This window comes from Ruegeria sp. CDSC025 (assembly GCF_059610805.1).
Window position 1 is genome coordinate 508367 of the sequence record NZ_JBXWOJ010000001.1, and the last position, 15817, is coordinate 524183.

Here is a 15817-nt window from a genome sequence, read left to right on the forward strand (position 1 = left end):
TCAGCCGATACGGCCGGTGATGTAGCTTTCGGTGCGGGGATCTTCGGGGTTGGTGAAAATCTGTCCGGTTTCACCAAACTCGACAAGGTTGCCCAAATGGAAAAACGCGGTCTTCTGGCTGACGCGAGCGGCCTGCTGCATCGAGTGGGTAACGATCACCACCGAGTATCGCGACCGCAATTCGTCGATCAGTTCCTCGACCTGCGCAGTCGCAATCGGATCAAGGGCCGAGCACGGCTCGTCCATCAGCAGGACCTCAGGTTCCGTAGCCACCGCACGGGCGATGCACAAGCGCTGTTGTTGACCGCCGGACAGGCCGGTTCCAGGCGCGTCAAGACGGTCTTTGACCTCATCCCAGATGGCGCCGCGGCGCAGTGATTTCTCAACAATCTCGTCCAGTTCAGCTTTGTTTCTGGCCAACCCGTGGATACGCGGGCCGTAGGCCACATTGTCATAGATCGACTTGGGAAACGGGTTCGGTTTCTGGAACACCATGCCGACCTTGGCACGCAGCTGAACCGGGTCGACGCGTTTGTCATAGATATCTTCGCCATCCAGCAGGATATCGCCCTCGACACGGCAGATGTCGATCGTGTCGTTCATCCGGTTCAGGCAGCGCAAGAAGGTGGATTTTCCGCAACCCGAGGGGCCGATAAAGGCGGTGACGGTCTTGTCTTCGATCCTGACGTCGACGTCTTTGATGGCGTGATTTTCACCGTAATAAACCTGAACCTTGTTCGCGGCGATCTTGATGTCTTTGGCGTCCACGGTTCTCTCCACTCGTGTCATATCGTTCATAATGGCCCCCATTTACCAGCGGCGTTCAAAGCGGCGGCGCAGGATAACTGCGATTGCATTCATAGTGACAAGGAAAAGCAGCAGGATGATGATGCCCCCCCATGCGCGCTCGTAAAAGGCCGGGTCCGCGCGCTTGGACCACTCGTAAATCTGTGCGGGCATGGCCGAGTTTGGTGACAGAAAGCCCTCGACAATCCCGTCGGGCGGGTTCGAGGCGATAAAGCCCACCATCCCGATCAGCAGCAGCGGAGCGGTTTCGCCAAGCGCCTGTGCCAGACCAATGATGGTGCCCGTCAGGATGCCGGGTGCCGCAAGCGGCAGCACATGGTGGAACACCGCCTGCATTTTCGAGGCCCCTACCCCCAACGCGGCGTCTCGGATCGACGGCGGCACCGCCTTGAGTGAAGCTCGGGTCGAAATGATAATTGTTGGCAGCGTCATCAGCGTAAGCACCAGACCACCCACCAGCGGCGCAGAGGTCGGTAAATGCATATAATTGATGAACACGGCCAAGCCAAGAATACCAAATACAATCGAAGGAACGGCCGCCAGATTCGAGATGTTCACCTCGATGATATCGGTAAACCGGTTCTGAGGCGCGAATTCTTCCAGATAGATCGAGGCGGCGACCCCGATCGGTAAGGCCAGTGCCAACACGACCAGCATCATGAACAGAGAACCCAGCATGGATACTCCGATCCCGGCAGCCTCGGGCCGCTGATCGGAGGCGTCCGCCCCGAAGACAAAGTCAGGGTTGAACGCCTTGTACAGCACACCAGCAGCACGCAACTGATCCACGAAGTCCAGCTGTGCGACAGAGATGCTTTTGTCATTTGCGATGGACTGGCGTGTCACACGGCCCTTCAGATAGCCATCAACGCGGCTGTTCACCAAAAAACGGAAGCTGACCGACTTTCCGATCTCATCCGGGTTCGAGATGACGTAATTACGCAGGTCCGCCTGTGCGGATTTGGAAAGGATTTGCCCCATCTCTTTGGGCGACAGATCGGACTGGATGCCCAGTTTCTGCACCTCAACCTCCAGTGCGGAGGCGATCAAAGGCGCGTATCCGAAGGTCGAAACCTTGCTGATATCCGCGATGTCACGGTTGCCCTTTTTGTCGAGCTTGTCTTCCTTCAGCTCAACCGTCAGCTCAAGAAAGCTTTGCTGAAAGGCGCCGGTACCAGCGGTGACGATATTAGTCACCAACACAATCAACATCACAAGACCGATACCAATGGCCGCGATGCCGTACAATTTGAACCGGGATTCGGCCGCATTGCGACGCTTGGTTCGCGTGTCCTGATTGAACAGCGAAGCCCCCTTGTGTTTAGAGGCAGGTGCTGCGTCTTGTTTTTGGGACATGTCAGTCATTCATACTGCTCCCGGTATTTGCGCACGATATAGAGGGCGAAGATGTTCAGCCCCAGCGTGATGATGAACAGGGTCAGACCCAGGGCAAAGGCCACAAGAGTCTCCGGGCTTGCGAAATCAGTATCCCCGGTCAGCTGGCTGACGATCCTAGTGGTGATTGTGGTCATGGCTTCGAAAGGGTTTCCCGAGAATTTGGCAATCGCACCGGCGGCCATCACGACAATCATCGTCTCACCGATTGCGCGGCTGGCGGCCAACAAGATTGCCCCTACGATCCCGGGCAAAGCTGCCGGCAGGACGACCTGCCTGACAGTTTCGGAATGCGTTGCGCCTAGGCCTAGCGATCCGTCTCGCATCGACTGGGGCACCGCGTTGATGATGTCGTCAGAAAGTGACGATACGAACGGGATGAGCATGATGCCCATGACCAGACCCGCCGTGAGTACAGCGTTCGAACTGGCCATCCAACCAACGCCCAAAGCTCCCCCCTGCCCGAACACAGATACCAGTGCCGGACCGACCGTCAGCAGCGCGAAAAGACCGTAAACGATGGTTGGGATACCGGCGAGGATTTCCAGCAAAGGCTTGGCCACAGACCTTGCCACGCTCGAGGCATATTCGGAAAGATAGATCGCAGCGTACAGCCCAATCGGAACCGCAACCAGCAACGCGATCAGAGAAATATACAAAGTCCCCCACAGCAGTGGGAGGATCGACAGTTCACTTCCGCCCCGGAAGTTCGGGGCCCAGGTGCTTCCAAAGAAAAAGTCTTTCCACGAATGAAGTTCGAAGAAATTCATCGTTTCAAAAAACATGGACAGGACAATGCCGACTGTGGTCAGAACTGCGATCGAAGCGGCCAGCAGCAGCAGCGCCAGAATGCCTTGTTCGACAACATTTCGGGCGCGAAATTCTTTATGAGTGCGGATATAGGCAAATGAGGCCCCGATCAGCGTCACAACCAAAACCGCGATCTGCATCGCAATGGTTCCGCTTGCGCTCATCGAGCGATATTTCTGCGCCGCCAGCAGAATAGGTGCGGTTACCTCTTGCGTAATGATCTGACCAGCCCCTTTCAATCGAGCGGTCACATCGGCAAAATCCTCATGCGCGCTGCGGGCAAAATCTTCGGTCATGGTGCCTGCGGCGACAGCGCCATCCAGGCCGTTGGCAACTCGGCGCACCTCACTCATCAGCAAACCGCGGGTTGACCCCTCGGGGATTGCCGAATCCGGGAGCAATCCCGAGGCAGAGCTGCTTACGACCAAGGGCTGCACCAGCAACCAGGTGACCAGCAAAACGAACCCCGGTATCAGAGCCGTCAGCGCGACGTTGTAGCCGTAGTAGGAAGGAAGAGAGTGCAGATTGCGCAGGTTTCCGTCCGCGCTGGCCATCGCGCGGGACCGGCCCGCAAAATAGCCAAGAACAGCAATCGCCAGCAAAATGAGCAGCAGCCAGGTTAGTGCCATGAGAACTCCGTCAAGCGGCAGGAGTGGATTTAAGAAAACCGGGGCGTAGACACCGCCCCGGTTCAGTCGTGTGAAAGCTTAGGAACCGCCGCCCAAAGTGGTTTCGCTGGCTACGATTTCCTGAACCTTGACCAGCTCAGGGTCTGATACCAGACCGTATGCAGCCAGAGGGCCATCGGGGCCTGCAACCTCATCAGCGACGAAGAACTCTGCATATTCTTTCAGCCCGGGGATAACGCCGATATGTGCTTTTTTCACATAGAAAAACAGCGGGCGCGATACCGGGTATTCGCCAGTTGCGATGGATTCGGTCGAAGGCACGATGCCCGACATGGTCGCAACCTGCAGCTTGTCGGTGTTGTTCTCGTAGAACGCCAGACCAAAGACGCCGATGCCGTCTTTGTTGCTGTCGATACGCGCCAGGGTCTCGGTATAGTCGCCGTCGATATCGACCGAAACGCCATCGGTACGCAGAGCGATACAGGCTTTTTCAGCGGCCTTTTTGTCGTCGCCATTTGCGGCTTTGTAGACATCAAAGTCACCCAGATGCTCACAACCGGCCAGGATCACCTTGTCTTCGAACACTTCACGCGTGCCGTGCTTGGTGCCGGGGATGAAGGCAGCGATCGGCTGCGGCGGGAATGCTGGGTTCACGTCGGCCCAGGTCTTGTTGGGATTGTCGACCAGCTGGCCATCAACCACGATCTGAGCGGACAGCGCTTTGTACCAATCTTCCGGCGTGAACTCGAAAGAGTTACCGTTGATGTCGGATGCGAAAACGATGCCGTCATAGCCGATCTGAACTTCGATGATGTCGGTAACACCGTTTTCGGCACAGGCTTTGATCTCTTTTTCACGGATCTGGCGCGAAGCGTTCGCTACGTCGATGGTGTTTTCACCAACACCTTCACAGAACCGCTTGAGGCCGGCCGAAGATCCGCCCGATTCAACAACCGGGGTCTGGAAGTCAAAGTTTTCGCCAAAGGCTTCTGCAACGATCGAAGCATAGGGCAGAACGGTGGAAGAACCAGCAACCTGAACTTGATCACGCGCGGTGGCCGCAGTGGCCGAAACAGCAGCGATAGCCAGAACCGAAGCCGACAGTTTTACAAAGGACATTTCAGTCTCCTTGAGAAATATGTTTCTGGATCATCCTCATGATGATCTTGGCCGAACCTCTAAAAGTCGTGCGTAAGCCTTTTGTGACAAGTGTGTAACGGTTTCATGACACGTTTGGATTTTCAGCCGATACGCCACGGAACATATGCTGTGAAAGAAACAAAACAGATCCAACAACCGGCTTGATCCGAGTGATCAGCGCGGTAAAATCACTGTAAAAACAGAGCCTTTTCCAAGATCGCTTTCCACCCGCAATCTGCCGCGATGGCGGTTTAGAATATGTTTTACAATCGCCAGGCCCAACCCGGTTCCACCCAGTTGCCGTGACCTATGACTGTCCGCGCGATAGAATCGTTCGGTCAAACGCGATACATGCTTCGGGTCGATTCCAGGTCCCCTATCCACGATCTGAACGCGAACACCGGGACCGCGCATGGCGGTGTCGTGATCCGAAGATTTGACGCGAACTTCTACCCGACCACCGCTGCCGCCGTATTTAATTCCGTTCTCGATCAGGTTGGTAAATACTTGGAGCAACTGGTCGCTGTCGCCAACTAGCATTATTTTGTCGTCGGGCGCATCCAGGCTCAGCACTACATCCGCGTCATCTGCCAATGGGCGCAGAGAATTGAGGGTCGATTTAAGAAGTGCCGTCAGCTCAAGTTGTTCTTTCGGGCGAACCCGCTCTTCGCTTTCGACGCGGTTCAAAGACAGAAGATCGCCGACAAGCCGGTTCATGCGATTTGCCTCGTCGTTCATGATCTGAAGAAAACGATCCCGGGCGGCCTCGTCATCTCGGGCCGGACCGCGCAAGGTTTCAATAAAGCCCATTAATGCCGTCAGCGGGGTCCGCAATTCATGGCTGACATTCGCGACGAAATCACGTCGCATCTGATTTGCTTGCTCAACATGCGTAACGTCCTGAAATACAGCAAGCAACGCACCGCCGGATACTGCACCGACCCCATTCATATACCGGCACTGAACTTCGAATGTTGTATCCTGGGCACCGTCATTGGACAGGTGCCGAGTGTTAGACGTTCCCTTCGTGCGCAGGCTTTGTTCAATCGCCTCGATCACCTGCGGCTGTCTGAGGATGGTCGCGAAATGCCGCTGCAGGATATTCTGGCCCAACAACGTCTTTGCTTCGGTATTGACCGCAATAATCCGTTCCGTCTGGTCTACCATCAGCGCGGGCATCGGGATGGCGGTTACAATTTCTTCAAGCTGGTCGTTGGTCATAAAGGGGCAGTTCTCTTAGCAACGCAGTTGGACGCTAGGATAGCTCTCGCATTGTATCGCGAAAATGACGCATGTTTTCTTGATAATGCAAGGCGCTGAAGGTCAGTTTCTGGGCGGTCGCATTGTCGATCTCGCGCACCACTTTACCCGGTGAGCCCATAACCAAAGAGTTATCCGGTATCTCTTTTCCTTCGGTCACCAAAGCCCCCGCCCCGATCAGACAGTTTTTGCCGATCTTGGCACCGTTCAACACAATGGCCCCCATTCCGATCAGGGTATTATCCCCGATCGTACAGCCATGCAGCATGACCTTATGCCCAATCGTGCAGTTCTTCCCGATGGTCAGAGGATACCCCGCATCAATATGCATCACGCAGTTTTCCTGAACATTGCTGCCCTCACCAACCCGAATTTCTTCGTGATCAGCGCGGATCGTGCAGCCGAACCAGACCGAGGCCCCCTGTTCAAGCACGACTTTGCCGATCAGATTGGCGTCTGGGGCGACCCAAGTGTCCTCGTGGATTTCCGGTACATCAGAGCCAAGGGCATAGATGGTCATGACTGATCCTCGAATTCGTTTTGCAGCGTACGGACATGATCCTGAAGCTTGGGTTGCTGGATACGCCGCATTCGCTCGGCACTGACGATGGTTTTCAGCTTTTCTTCGGTCTCGTCCAGATCGTCATTGACCAGCACATAGTCGTAATATCCCCAATGACTGATCTCATCCCAGCTTTTGAGCATCCGCTTGGAAATAACATCTTCACTGTCCTGACCGCGGCTTTCCAGACGGCGGCGCAATTCGGGGATCGACGGTGGCAGGATGAAAATTGACAGGGCGTGTTTGCCCAGGTCCGAGTTCCTAATTTGCACCTCGCCCTGCCAGTCGACATCGAACAGAACGTCCTTGCCGTCATTGATGGATTCGCGGACTGGCCCAGCCGGAGAGCCGTAGAAATTGCCAAACACATGGGCATGTTCCAGCATCTGTCCCTCGGACACTTGCTGTCGAAAGGTATCTTCGGTCAGGAAATAATACTCACGCCCATGTTCTTCCCCAGGCCGGGGCGCGCGTGTTGTGGCCGAAACCGAGAACTCCAGATCCGTGTCCCATTGCATCAGACGCTTGGCCAACGTGGATTTCCCTGCGCCCGAAGGCGAGGACAGAATGATTAATAGGCCGCGTCGATCCGCCATCAGGGCGCTCCTGTCATTATTCTACGTTCTGCACTTGCTCGCGCATCTGATCTATTACCGCCTTCAACTCAAGCCCCACTGTTGTCAGATCAGCGCTTTGTGCCTTGGAACACAGCGTATTGGCCTCGCGGTTGAACTCTTGCATCAGGAAATCAAGCTTGCGCCCCACGGCGACATCCTGCGCAAACAGATCGCGCGCGGCTGTGACATGGGCTTTCAGCCGGTCAATTTCTTCGGTTATATCAGACTTGACCGCGATCAAGGCCAGTTCCTGTGCAACCCGGTCTGGATCGGCGCCCTGAGCGTTGTCCATCACGCGCTGCAGGTTTTCTCGGAGGTTTTCTGCGATCTTATCCCGACGCTCTTCAGCCAGCTGGGCGGCCTGTTCCGTAAGGGTTGAGACCTGCGTTAGCTGTCCGTCCAGCACATCGGCCAAGGCGCGGCCCTCGGATTCACGCATCTGAATAAAATCGCGCAGCAATGCGTCAAACGCAGCTATCAGATGTTTGACCAAAGGTTCGGGATCATCGGCATCCCCACCCGTTTCCAACATGCCTTTGACCGCAATCAGTTCGGCCGCTGTTGAGGGGGCCAGCACTATCCCCCGTTCTTCTGCCATCGTCTGCGTTCGTGCCATCGCATCAAGCGCGGCAGCCATCGCAACCGGGTTCAGCACCAAATCGGCGGTCGCTTCCTCGCGGCTCAGCTTGAGCGACAGCGTCACATTCCCCCGGCCCAGACCTTTGGACATCCGTGACCGCAGCGCAGCCTCAAGCCCCGTGAGCCATTCAGGCACCCGCAGACGCATATCCAGCCCTTTGCCATTTACGCTGCGCAGCTCCCAGGTCCAGCTGTGTGGACCATGTGTTCCCTTGCCCGAGGCAAATCCGGTCATGGATCTGATCATGCCTATCTTCTCCGCTTTGCCCGCCCAGTGTTCTTGTCCGCACCTAATGCCATCCTCGTGTGCAGGGCAAGAGTTTGCTGAGAATGACAGCGTCGGACAGAGGTTAACCATTCATTAAAGAATTACTCCAAAATTGACTCAACCCGTGCCAATCTCGTCTAGGCAAGTACCGACAAGGCGCAAAAGCTTCCGGTATCTTGCATTTTATGAAAATGACGGTCGATTGCAGTTAGGGTGATGAAAATGAAGATCTTTTTCGGTAACGGTTCCGGGACTAAATTTGGAAAGATCGTCGCAATGGATCGTTTTGACAGTGGGCGCAGTCTATCGCCCATACAACAGGCCGAAGCGTACTGGACAGCCTTGCTTTCCGGCGATGGTGTTCCTATGCGATCTCAGATCGACCCGCGCGGGCTTGAGAATATCCTGCCTAACACCTTCATCCTTGAACGCATTGCACCCGGTCTGGCCCGGTTTCGTCTGGCCGGCAGTCACTTGAACACACTGGCGGGTATGGAGGTCCGGGGAATGCCGCTGACCGCTTTTTTCGAACCCAGCGCGCGAACTCAGGTTACGGAAATCCTTGAACAGGTTTTTGCCGGTCCTGCCATTGCTGAACTTGAATTGGCCTCGACCGGTGGGTTTGGGCGCACGGATCTTCAGGCGCGAATGATCCTTTTGCCGCTGAAAAGCGATTTGGGCGATGTCAGCCGTGTTCTTGGCGTCATGGTCAGTGACGGGGCGATTGGGGCAACCCCCCGGCGCTTTGATGTAAGCCATCATAAACTGCGTGCTGTGTCAGAAATACAGGCGCCTCAACAACCGGTTCAGCCTGTTGTCGAAGGATTTGCCGAAGAACAACAAGAGTTCAAACGTCCCGGATCTCACCTTCGATTGGTCGTATCACGGGATAAGTAACGAGTAACGCGTATTAAATGTAAAGAAGGCGGGCCTATTAGACCCGCCTTTTTAAAACCGTCTGACCAAGTGGTTAGGAGGCTGCGCGTTTGCCGCGGTTCCGGCGCAGATCTGTCAGTTCTTCCGCAACAAGGAAGGCCAGTTCCAACGACTGCGACGCGTTCAAACGTGGATCGCAGGCTGTATGGTAACGGTCTGACAGATCTTCTTCTGTTACAGCGCGTACACCTCCAGTGCATTCGGTCACGTCTAGCCCCGTCATCTCAAAATGCACACCGCCAGGGATCGTGCCCTCGGCCTGATGCACACCAAAGAAGTCGCGAACTTCGCGCAGCACGGAATCAAAGGGCCGGGTCTTATAGCCGGTGGCCGATTTGATCGTATTGCCGTGCATTGGGTCACAGACCCAGGTCACCTTGGCGCCCTCTTCCTTGACGGCTTTGACCAGACGCGGCAGATGCTCTCCCGCCTTGCCTGCACCAAACCGCGCGATCAGGGTCAGACGCCCTTCTTCGTTTTCCGGGTTCAGTTTGGCCATCAGAACTTTGAGGTCTTCGGCAGATGTCGTCGGACCGCATTTCAGACCGATCGGGTTCAGAACGCCGGAACAGAATTCAACATGCGCGCCATCAGGCTGACGGGTGCGGTCGCCAATCCAAATCATGTGGCCGGACCCGGCCAACCAGTTGCCCGATGTAGAATCAAGACGGGTCAGCGCCTCTTCGTATTCAAGCAGCAGACCTTCGTGGCTGGTATAGAATTCAACCGACGAGAATTCATGCGTTGTGTCCGCGGTGATGCCCGCAGCCCCCATGAAATCAATCGAATCCTGAATTCGGTCAGCAATTTCAGAGTATTTCTGAACATCCTGGCCATCGGCAAAGCCGAGTGTCCACGAATGCACATGGCTCATATCGGCGAAACCACCGGTCGAAAAGGCGCGCAACAAGTTCAATGTTGCCGCTGCCTGCGTATAGGCTTGCAACATCTTGGACGGATTCGGAATCCGCGCCTCGGGCGTGAAATCCAGCTCGTTGATAATATCGCCGCGATAGCTGGGCAGCTCAATGCCATCCACCACCTCTGTCGGTGCGCTGCGCGGTTTGGCGAACTGTCCAGCCATACGGCCCACTTTGACCACCGGCACCTTTGCGCCATAGGTCAGAACCATGGCCATCTGCAGCATCACCTTAAAGGTGTCGCGGATCGCATCCGCGCTGAATTGTTCAAAGCTTTCAGCACAGTCGCCGCCCTGCAGCAGGAAAGCCTCACCCCGCCCCGCAGCACCAAGATGTTGCTTGAGCCGACGTGCCTCACCTGCAAACACCAGCGGCGGATACTGCGAAAGCTGAGCCTCGACTTTTGCCAGCGCGGCTGCGTCGGTATAGTCTGGCATCTGAACCCGGGGCTTGTTGCGCCAGTTCGTTTTTTGCCATTCGGTCATAGCTTTGATCTCCGCTGAAGTATTCAAGTCGCCTCTATACAAAAACGTTTGGTGAGAGGCCATATACGATTTGGACCTCTTGACGTCGCAAACAAGCTTTGATCATGGTGGCGGTCAAATCTGTCGCCGGACGTAGGGTCAAACGGCGCCGAATCAAGGACACCTCGCCATGCAAGAGCAACGCCAAGTTGTCACGGTGGAAACCACTGCGGCCAGCCCTCGTCATTTCGTGTTTGTCCTGTTGGACAAATTCTCGCTGCTGTGTTTTGCCTCTGCGCTGGATAGCCTGCGCATCGCAAACCGAATGGCCGACAAAGAGCTTTACAGTTGGAGTCTGTCTGGAGAAGGCGGCGAGACAATCAGATGTTCCGCAGGAACCGAGTTCAAACTGGACGCAGATCTAGCCGAGCTGCAGCGTGATGACGTCGTGCTGATCTGCGGCGGTGTCGATGTTCAAGCCGCTACCACCAAGAAAATTCTGAACTGGGTCCGCCGCGAAGCACGCCGGGGATTGCGCATTGGTGGGCTGTGTACGGCAGCTTATACCTTGGCCAAGGCCGGTTTACTGGATGGCAAGCGTGCGACAATTCACTGGGAAAACTCAGACAGTTTCACCGAAGAATTTGATGAGGTCGAACTGACCAAATCCGTATTCCAGATTGACGGAAACCGGATGACAACAGCCGGTGGTACTTCCTCTATCGACCTGATGCTGAAAATCATCGCCGAGGATTTTGGCGAAGATCTTGCGAACGCGGTGGCCGATCAGCTGATCTATTCCTCGATCCGTACTGATCAGGACACCCAGCGTCTGTCGACCCCGACACGGATTGGGGTGCGCCATCCCAAGCTGAGCCAGGTCATCCTGATGATGGAGAAGAACATCGAAGAGCCGATCTCGCCTTCGCTTCTGGCCAAAGAGGTCGGCATGTCCACGCGGCAGCTAGAGCGTCTGTTTCGCCGTTACCTCAGCCGGTCACCTAAACGCTATTATATGGAGCTGCGCCTGCATAAAGCCCGGAACCTGCTGATGCAGACCGACATGAGCGTGATCAACGTGGCGCTGGCATGCGGGTTTGCCTCGCCGAGCCATTTCTCGAAATGCTACCGGGCGCATTACAACACCACGCCCTATCGTGAGCGCGGTGCGCAAAGCGGGCGCTTGTCTGTTTAATCGCTGGGGGTCATGCGAAAGACAGCGCCCTGCCCGACGGAAACAAACCAGATTGATCCATCTGGTGCCTCGACAATGTCGCGGACGCGTTCCGTCTGAGGGCCCTTGATCTGCTCGACCTCAGTCAATGGAGTGCCTTCAAGCCGAGCGATATAGTCGAATTTGAGCGACCCGACGAATAGATCACCCTTCCATTCGGGCCAAAGCTTGCCTGAATAAATCAAAAGGCCGGATGGGGCGATGGAAGGGTCCCAATAGAATTCAGGCTGCACCATCCCCGGTTTCGCCGTCCCCTCGCCGATTGTTTGTCCGGAATAGTGCTTGCCATAGGAAATCACCGGCCAGCCATAGTTCCGCCCCGGCCGGATTAGGTTCACTTCATCACCGCCCTTGGCTCCATGTTCCGATACCCATAGATGCCCCCGTGCATCCAGCCCTGCACCTTGGGGATTCCGGTGGCCATAAGACCATATCTCTGGCTGAATTCCCGGTTGTCCGACAAATGGATTATCAGCCGGCACCGAGCCGTCCCGGTTCACACGGATCACCGAGCCGTTGTGACTCGATTGATCCTGTGCGGTCGGGCGATCACCACGATCGCCGATAGTGACAAGTAATGTCCCGTCCTTTGCCTCGACAATACGAGAGCCAAAATGACGCCCAGAATCCCCACCATTTTCAGCTTCGAAAATCGTGCGCAGATCGGTCAGCTCTGATCCGTCTTCGGACAGGCGCGCAATCGCAAGTGCAGTGCCTGCCCCCTTTGGTTGAGGCTTGGAATAGGTCAGGAAAACCTCACGGCTTTGCGAAAAATCCCTGGCAACGGTTACGTCCAGCAAACCGCCCTGCCCCTTTGCAACCACATTGGGAGTGCCTTTGACGCGAACTATGTTTCCCTCCGACACAAACAGAAGTTCACCTTCGCGCTCAGTTACCAGAAAGGACATGTCAGGCAGGATGCCGATTGCCCAGGGCGTATCGAGCCCCTTCACCATCGCCGTCACACGCGCCGATCCGGAGTTGGTAGTTAGCGATTCTGCCCCTGCCAACCCTGAAACAACAGAAAAGATGAAGATCAAAGCTAGTCTAAACATCTCGTTCTCCTTACCGAAAACACCGCGCCGGGCACATCTGAACAACTAGAACTGTGCGCCACAAAAACACGTTTGCGTTAGGACTTTTCTTTTTCGAACAGCTTGCCTAGGGTCATGCCCAGAACGAATACGTTCACAACTGGGAGTAACCATATGAAAAAGCTGCTTACAGCAACTGCAGCAACCGCCCTTCTTTCGGGCGCAGCTATGGCCGAAGACGTCACATTGGGTGTTCTGTTCGGCTTTACCGGACCGATTGAATCGCTGGCACCCGCTATGGGTTCAGGCGCCGAGATGGCGATGGCCGAAGTCACCGAATCCGGCAAACTGCTGGATGGCTCGACCGTCACCGCATCGCGCGCTGATACCGGCTGTATCGACAACGGCCTGTCCACCTCGAACGGTGAACGCATGATTGCCGACGGCGTTGCCGGCATCATTGGCGGTGACTGCTCTGGCGTGACCGGAGCGATCCTGCAGAATGTCGCGATCCCGAACGGGATGGTCATGATCTCGCCCTCGGCGACCTCGCCCGGCCTGTCGACCATGGAGGATAACGGCCTGTTCTTCCGCACCGCCCCTTCGGATGCGCGTGAAGGTCAAGTGATGGCAGATATCCTGAATGATCGCGGTATCACTTCAATCGCACTGACCTACACCAACAACGACTATGGCAAGGGTCTGGCAGACGCGATCCAGTCCTCGTTCGAGGCATCGGGCGGCGAAGTCACAATCGTGGCAGCGCATGAAGATGGCAAAGCGGACTACTCGGCCGAAGTTGGCGCGCTGGCCTCGGCCGGTGGCGACATTCTGGTTGTAGCCGGGTATCTCGATCAGGGCGGACTGGGCATCATTCAGTCAGCGCTGGACAGCGGTGCATTCGACACGTTCGGCTTGCCGGGCGGCATGATCGGTGACTCGCTGCCCGCAAATGTCGGTCCCGACCTGAACGGCTCGTTCGGTCAGATCGCCGGTTCAGGTGGTGAAGGTGCTGAAAAGTACTTTGCCATGGCCGAAGCCGCCGGTTTTGACGGATCGTCGCCCTATTCGCCTGAAAGCTATGACGCCGCAGCGCTGTTCATGCTGGCGATGCAGGCCGCTGGTTCGACCAACCCGGCCGACTACGGCAGCAAGATCCTAGATGTTGCCAACGCTCCAGGAGAGAAGATCTATCCGGGTGAGCTGGCCAAAGGTCTGGAACTGTTGGCCGCTGGTCAAGACATCGACTATGTCGGCGCGTCCGGCGTTGAGCTGATCGGCCCCGGCGAAAGCGCAGGTTCGTATCGCGAGATCGAAGTCACCGACGGCGAAAACAAGACCGTCAACTTCCGTTGATTTTGGCCTAAGAAGACCTGAAAATAAGCAGCCCGGACCTTGTGTCCGGGCTGCTTCAGTGAAAAAAGACCGCACCTCTTCAATGAGGGTGTGAAAACAAGAACGCCGAAAACGGCGGCTAGGGGAAAAGATGATCGTCGTCGAGGACGTGCATAAGCATTTCGGCGGGTTTCATGCGGTGGATGGGGCATCGCTGGAAATCCAGAAGGGTTCGATCACCGGCCTGATTGGGCCGAACGGGGCCGGAAAGACAACTCTGTTCAACGTGATCGCGGGTGTGCTCCCGCCCACCTCTGGGCGCGTGTTCATGGATGGCGAGGACATAACCGGCTTGCCACCGCATGATCTATTTCACAAAGGTCTGCTGCGCACTTTTCAGATCGCGCATGAGTTCTCCTCGATGAGTTGCCGAGAGAACCTGATGATGGTGCCCGGCGCGCAATCCGGGGAATCGCTTTGGAACACCTGGTTCGGCCGCAAACGCATCGCTAATGAAGAGCGCGCGTTAAAGGCTAAGGCTGATGAGGTGTTGGAGTTTCTGACCATCGAACATCTGGCCGATCACAAGGCCGGTCAGGTCTCGGGCGGGCAGAAAAAGCTGCTGGAACTTGGCCGTACCATGATGGTCGACGCCAAGATCGTGTTTCTGGACGAGGTCGGCGCGGGTGTGAACCGCACTCTGCTGATGACTATCGCCGACACAATCCTGCGCCTGAACAAGGAACGCGGCTATACGTTTGTGGTCATTGAACACGACATGGATTTCATCGGCAAAATCTGCGACCCGGTCATTTGTATGGCCGAGGGCAAGGTTCTGGCCCAGGGCACTCTGGACGAGATCAAAGCCAATGAGCATGTGATCGAAGCCTATCTGGGCACCGGCCTGAAGAACAAAGACAAGCTGGAGGCCGGGGCATGAGCGATAATCCTTATCAGGATGACCACGGCAACAAGGATGCCTCGATCACCAATACCCAAGGCATGGGCACGATGACGCCCGCACATCGCAAAAGCGGAAAGACGCACCGCGTCGAAGGTGGCCCATTCCTGATCGGCGACACCATGACCGGCGGCTATGGCAAGGGCCCGGATATCCTGCATGATTGCACGATTTCAGTCGATGCCGGTGAAATCGCTGTAATCGTTGGCCCCAACGGCGCCGGTAAATCCACTGCAATGAAGGCCGTGTTTGGGATGCTGGATGTCCGCGCGGGATCTGTGCGACTGGACGGAGAAGACATCACCAACCTGTCGCCCCAGGATCGGGTGATCAAGGGGATGGGCTTTGTTCCGCAGACCTCGAACATCTTCACATCGATGACGGTCGAAGAAAACCTTGAGATGGGTGCCTTCATCCGTCGTGACGACTTTTCAGACACGATGGAACAGGTCTATGACCTCTTTCCCATTCTCCGTGACAAACGCAATCAAGCTGCCGGGGAGCTATCAGGTGGTCAACGCCAACAGGTCGCCGTGGGCCGCGCCTTGATGACCCAGCCCAAAGTGCTGATGTTGGACGAACCCACCGCCGGTGTTTCACCAATCGTGATGGATGAGCTGTTCGACCGGATCATCGAGGTGTCGCGCACCGGTTTGCCGATCCTGATGGTTGAGCAGAACGCTCGCCAGGCTTTGGAGATCGCGGATAAGGGATATGTGCTAGTTCAGGGGCGGAATGCCTATACCGGCACGGGAAAGGAACTGCTGGCCGATCCAGAGGTTCGTAAGAGTTTCTTGGGGGGATAA

15 protein-coding genes are annotated in these 15817 nt (G+C 56.0%); 5 read left to right on the top strand and 10 right to left on the bottom strand.

From position 1 onward, the window contains the following. From pstB to AC2FH8_RS02595, 8 genes are all read right to left on the bottom strand, one after another. Positions 1–798, bottom strand: coding sequence for a phosphate ABC transporter ATP-binding protein PstB (gene pstB, locus AC2FH8_RS02560; RefSeq protein ID WP_142633794.1), 798 nt, complete (start codon positions 796–798; stop codon positions 1–3). Positions 799–810: 12 nt separating this feature from the next. Further along, a complete protein-coding gene (gene pstA / locus AC2FH8_RS02565) occupies positions 811–2172 on the bottom strand; it encodes a phosphate ABC transporter permease PstA (RefSeq protein WP_496688110.1) in 1362 nt (453 codons plus the stop codon). Beyond that, positions 2169–3641 (bottom strand): phosphate ABC transporter permease subunit PstC, encoded by a 1473-nt coding sequence (gene pstC / locus AC2FH8_RS02570; RefSeq protein ID WP_496688112.1) that lies wholly within the window; start codon positions 3639–3641, stop codon positions 2169–2171. Before pstC ends, pstA begins: the two co-directional genes overlap by 4 nt. 78 nt (positions 3642–3719) lie before the next feature. Further along, positions 3720–4760, bottom strand: a complete 1041-nt coding sequence (locus AC2FH8_RS02575; RefSeq protein ID WP_282027407.1) for a substrate-binding domain-containing protein — start codon at positions 4758–4760, stop codon at positions 3720–3722. Between the two features lie 195 nt (positions 4761–4955). Beyond that, positions 4956–6002: a sensor histidine kinase gene (locus AC2FH8_RS02580; RefSeq protein ID WP_282027406.1), complete on the bottom strand. Its 1047-nt coding sequence runs from the start codon at positions 6000–6002 to the stop codon at positions 4956–4958. Between the two features lie 34 nt (positions 6003–6036). Beyond that, the gene (locus AC2FH8_RS02585; protein WP_282027405.1) at positions 6037–6561 is read right to left on the bottom strand and encodes a gamma carbonic anhydrase family protein; all 525 of its coding nucleotides are present in this window, start codon (positions 6559–6561) and stop codon (positions 6037–6039) included. Continuing rightward, a complete protein-coding gene (gmk, locus tag AC2FH8_RS02590) occupies positions 6558–7199 on the bottom strand; it encodes a guanylate kinase (protein ID WP_282027404.1) in 642 nt (213 codons plus the stop codon). Before gmk ends, AC2FH8_RS02585 begins: the two co-directional genes overlap by 4 nt. A 16-nt stretch (positions 7200–7215) precedes the next feature. After that, a complete protein-coding gene (locus tag AC2FH8_RS02595) occupies positions 7216–8106 on the bottom strand; it encodes a YicC/YloC family endoribonuclease (RefSeq protein ID WP_142633782.1) in 891 nt (296 codons plus the stop codon). Between the two features lie 243 nt (positions 8107–8349). Between AC2FH8_RS02595 and AC2FH8_RS02600 the strand changes: the two genes are divergently transcribed. Next, positions 8350–9024, top strand: a complete 675-nt coding sequence (locus tag AC2FH8_RS02600; RefSeq protein ID WP_496688118.1) for a PAS domain-containing protein — start codon at positions 8350–8352, stop codon at positions 9022–9024. Positions 9025–9097: 73 nt separating this feature from the next. Here the strand turns inward: AC2FH8_RS02600 and AC2FH8_RS02605 are convergent, their stop codons facing one another. Further along, positions 9098–10468 carry a class II 3-deoxy-7-phosphoheptulonate synthase gene (locus AC2FH8_RS02605; RefSeq protein ID WP_142633778.1) on the bottom strand — a complete coding sequence of 457 codons (1371 nt, stop codon included), beginning with the start codon at positions 10466–10468 and terminating at the stop codon, positions 9098–9100. Positions 10469–10637: 169 nt separating this feature from the next. On the opposite strand from AC2FH8_RS02605, the gene AC2FH8_RS02610 reads away from it, so the two are divergent. Beyond that, the gene (locus AC2FH8_RS02610; protein WP_142633776.1) at positions 10638–11642 is read left to right on the top strand and encodes a GlxA family transcriptional regulator; all 1005 of its coding nucleotides are present in this window, start codon (positions 10638–10640) and stop codon (positions 11640–11642) included. Here AC2FH8_RS02610 and AC2FH8_RS02615 read toward each other — a convergent pair. Continuing rightward, positions 11639–12736 carry a PQQ-dependent sugar dehydrogenase gene (locus tag AC2FH8_RS02615; RefSeq protein WP_496688121.1) on the bottom strand — a complete coding sequence of 366 codons (1098 nt, stop codon included), beginning with the start codon at positions 12734–12736 and terminating at the stop codon, positions 11639–11641. The genes AC2FH8_RS02610 and AC2FH8_RS02615 overlap by 4 nt on opposite strands. Positions 12737–12889: 153 nt before the next feature. Here AC2FH8_RS02615 and AC2FH8_RS02620 point away from each other — a divergent pair, with 153 nt between their 5' ends. From AC2FH8_RS02620 to AC2FH8_RS02630, 3 genes are all read left to right on the top strand, one after another. Then, the gene (locus AC2FH8_RS02620) at positions 12890–14071 is read left to right on the top strand and encodes an ABC transporter substrate-binding protein (RefSeq protein ID WP_142633772.1); all 1182 of its coding nucleotides are present in this window, start codon (positions 12890–12892) and stop codon (positions 14069–14071) included. Positions 14072–14201: 130 nt separating this feature from the next. Next, positions 14202–14990 (top strand): ABC transporter ATP-binding protein, encoded by a 789-nt coding sequence (locus AC2FH8_RS02625; RefSeq protein WP_271947144.1) that lies wholly within the window; start codon positions 14202–14204, stop codon positions 14988–14990. Beyond that, complete coding sequence (locus tag AC2FH8_RS02630) at positions 14987–15817, top strand: ABC transporter ATP-binding protein (RefSeq protein WP_271947146.1); 831 nt, start codon at positions 14987–14989, stop codon at positions 15815–15817. Before AC2FH8_RS02625 ends, AC2FH8_RS02630 begins: the two co-directional genes overlap by 4 nt.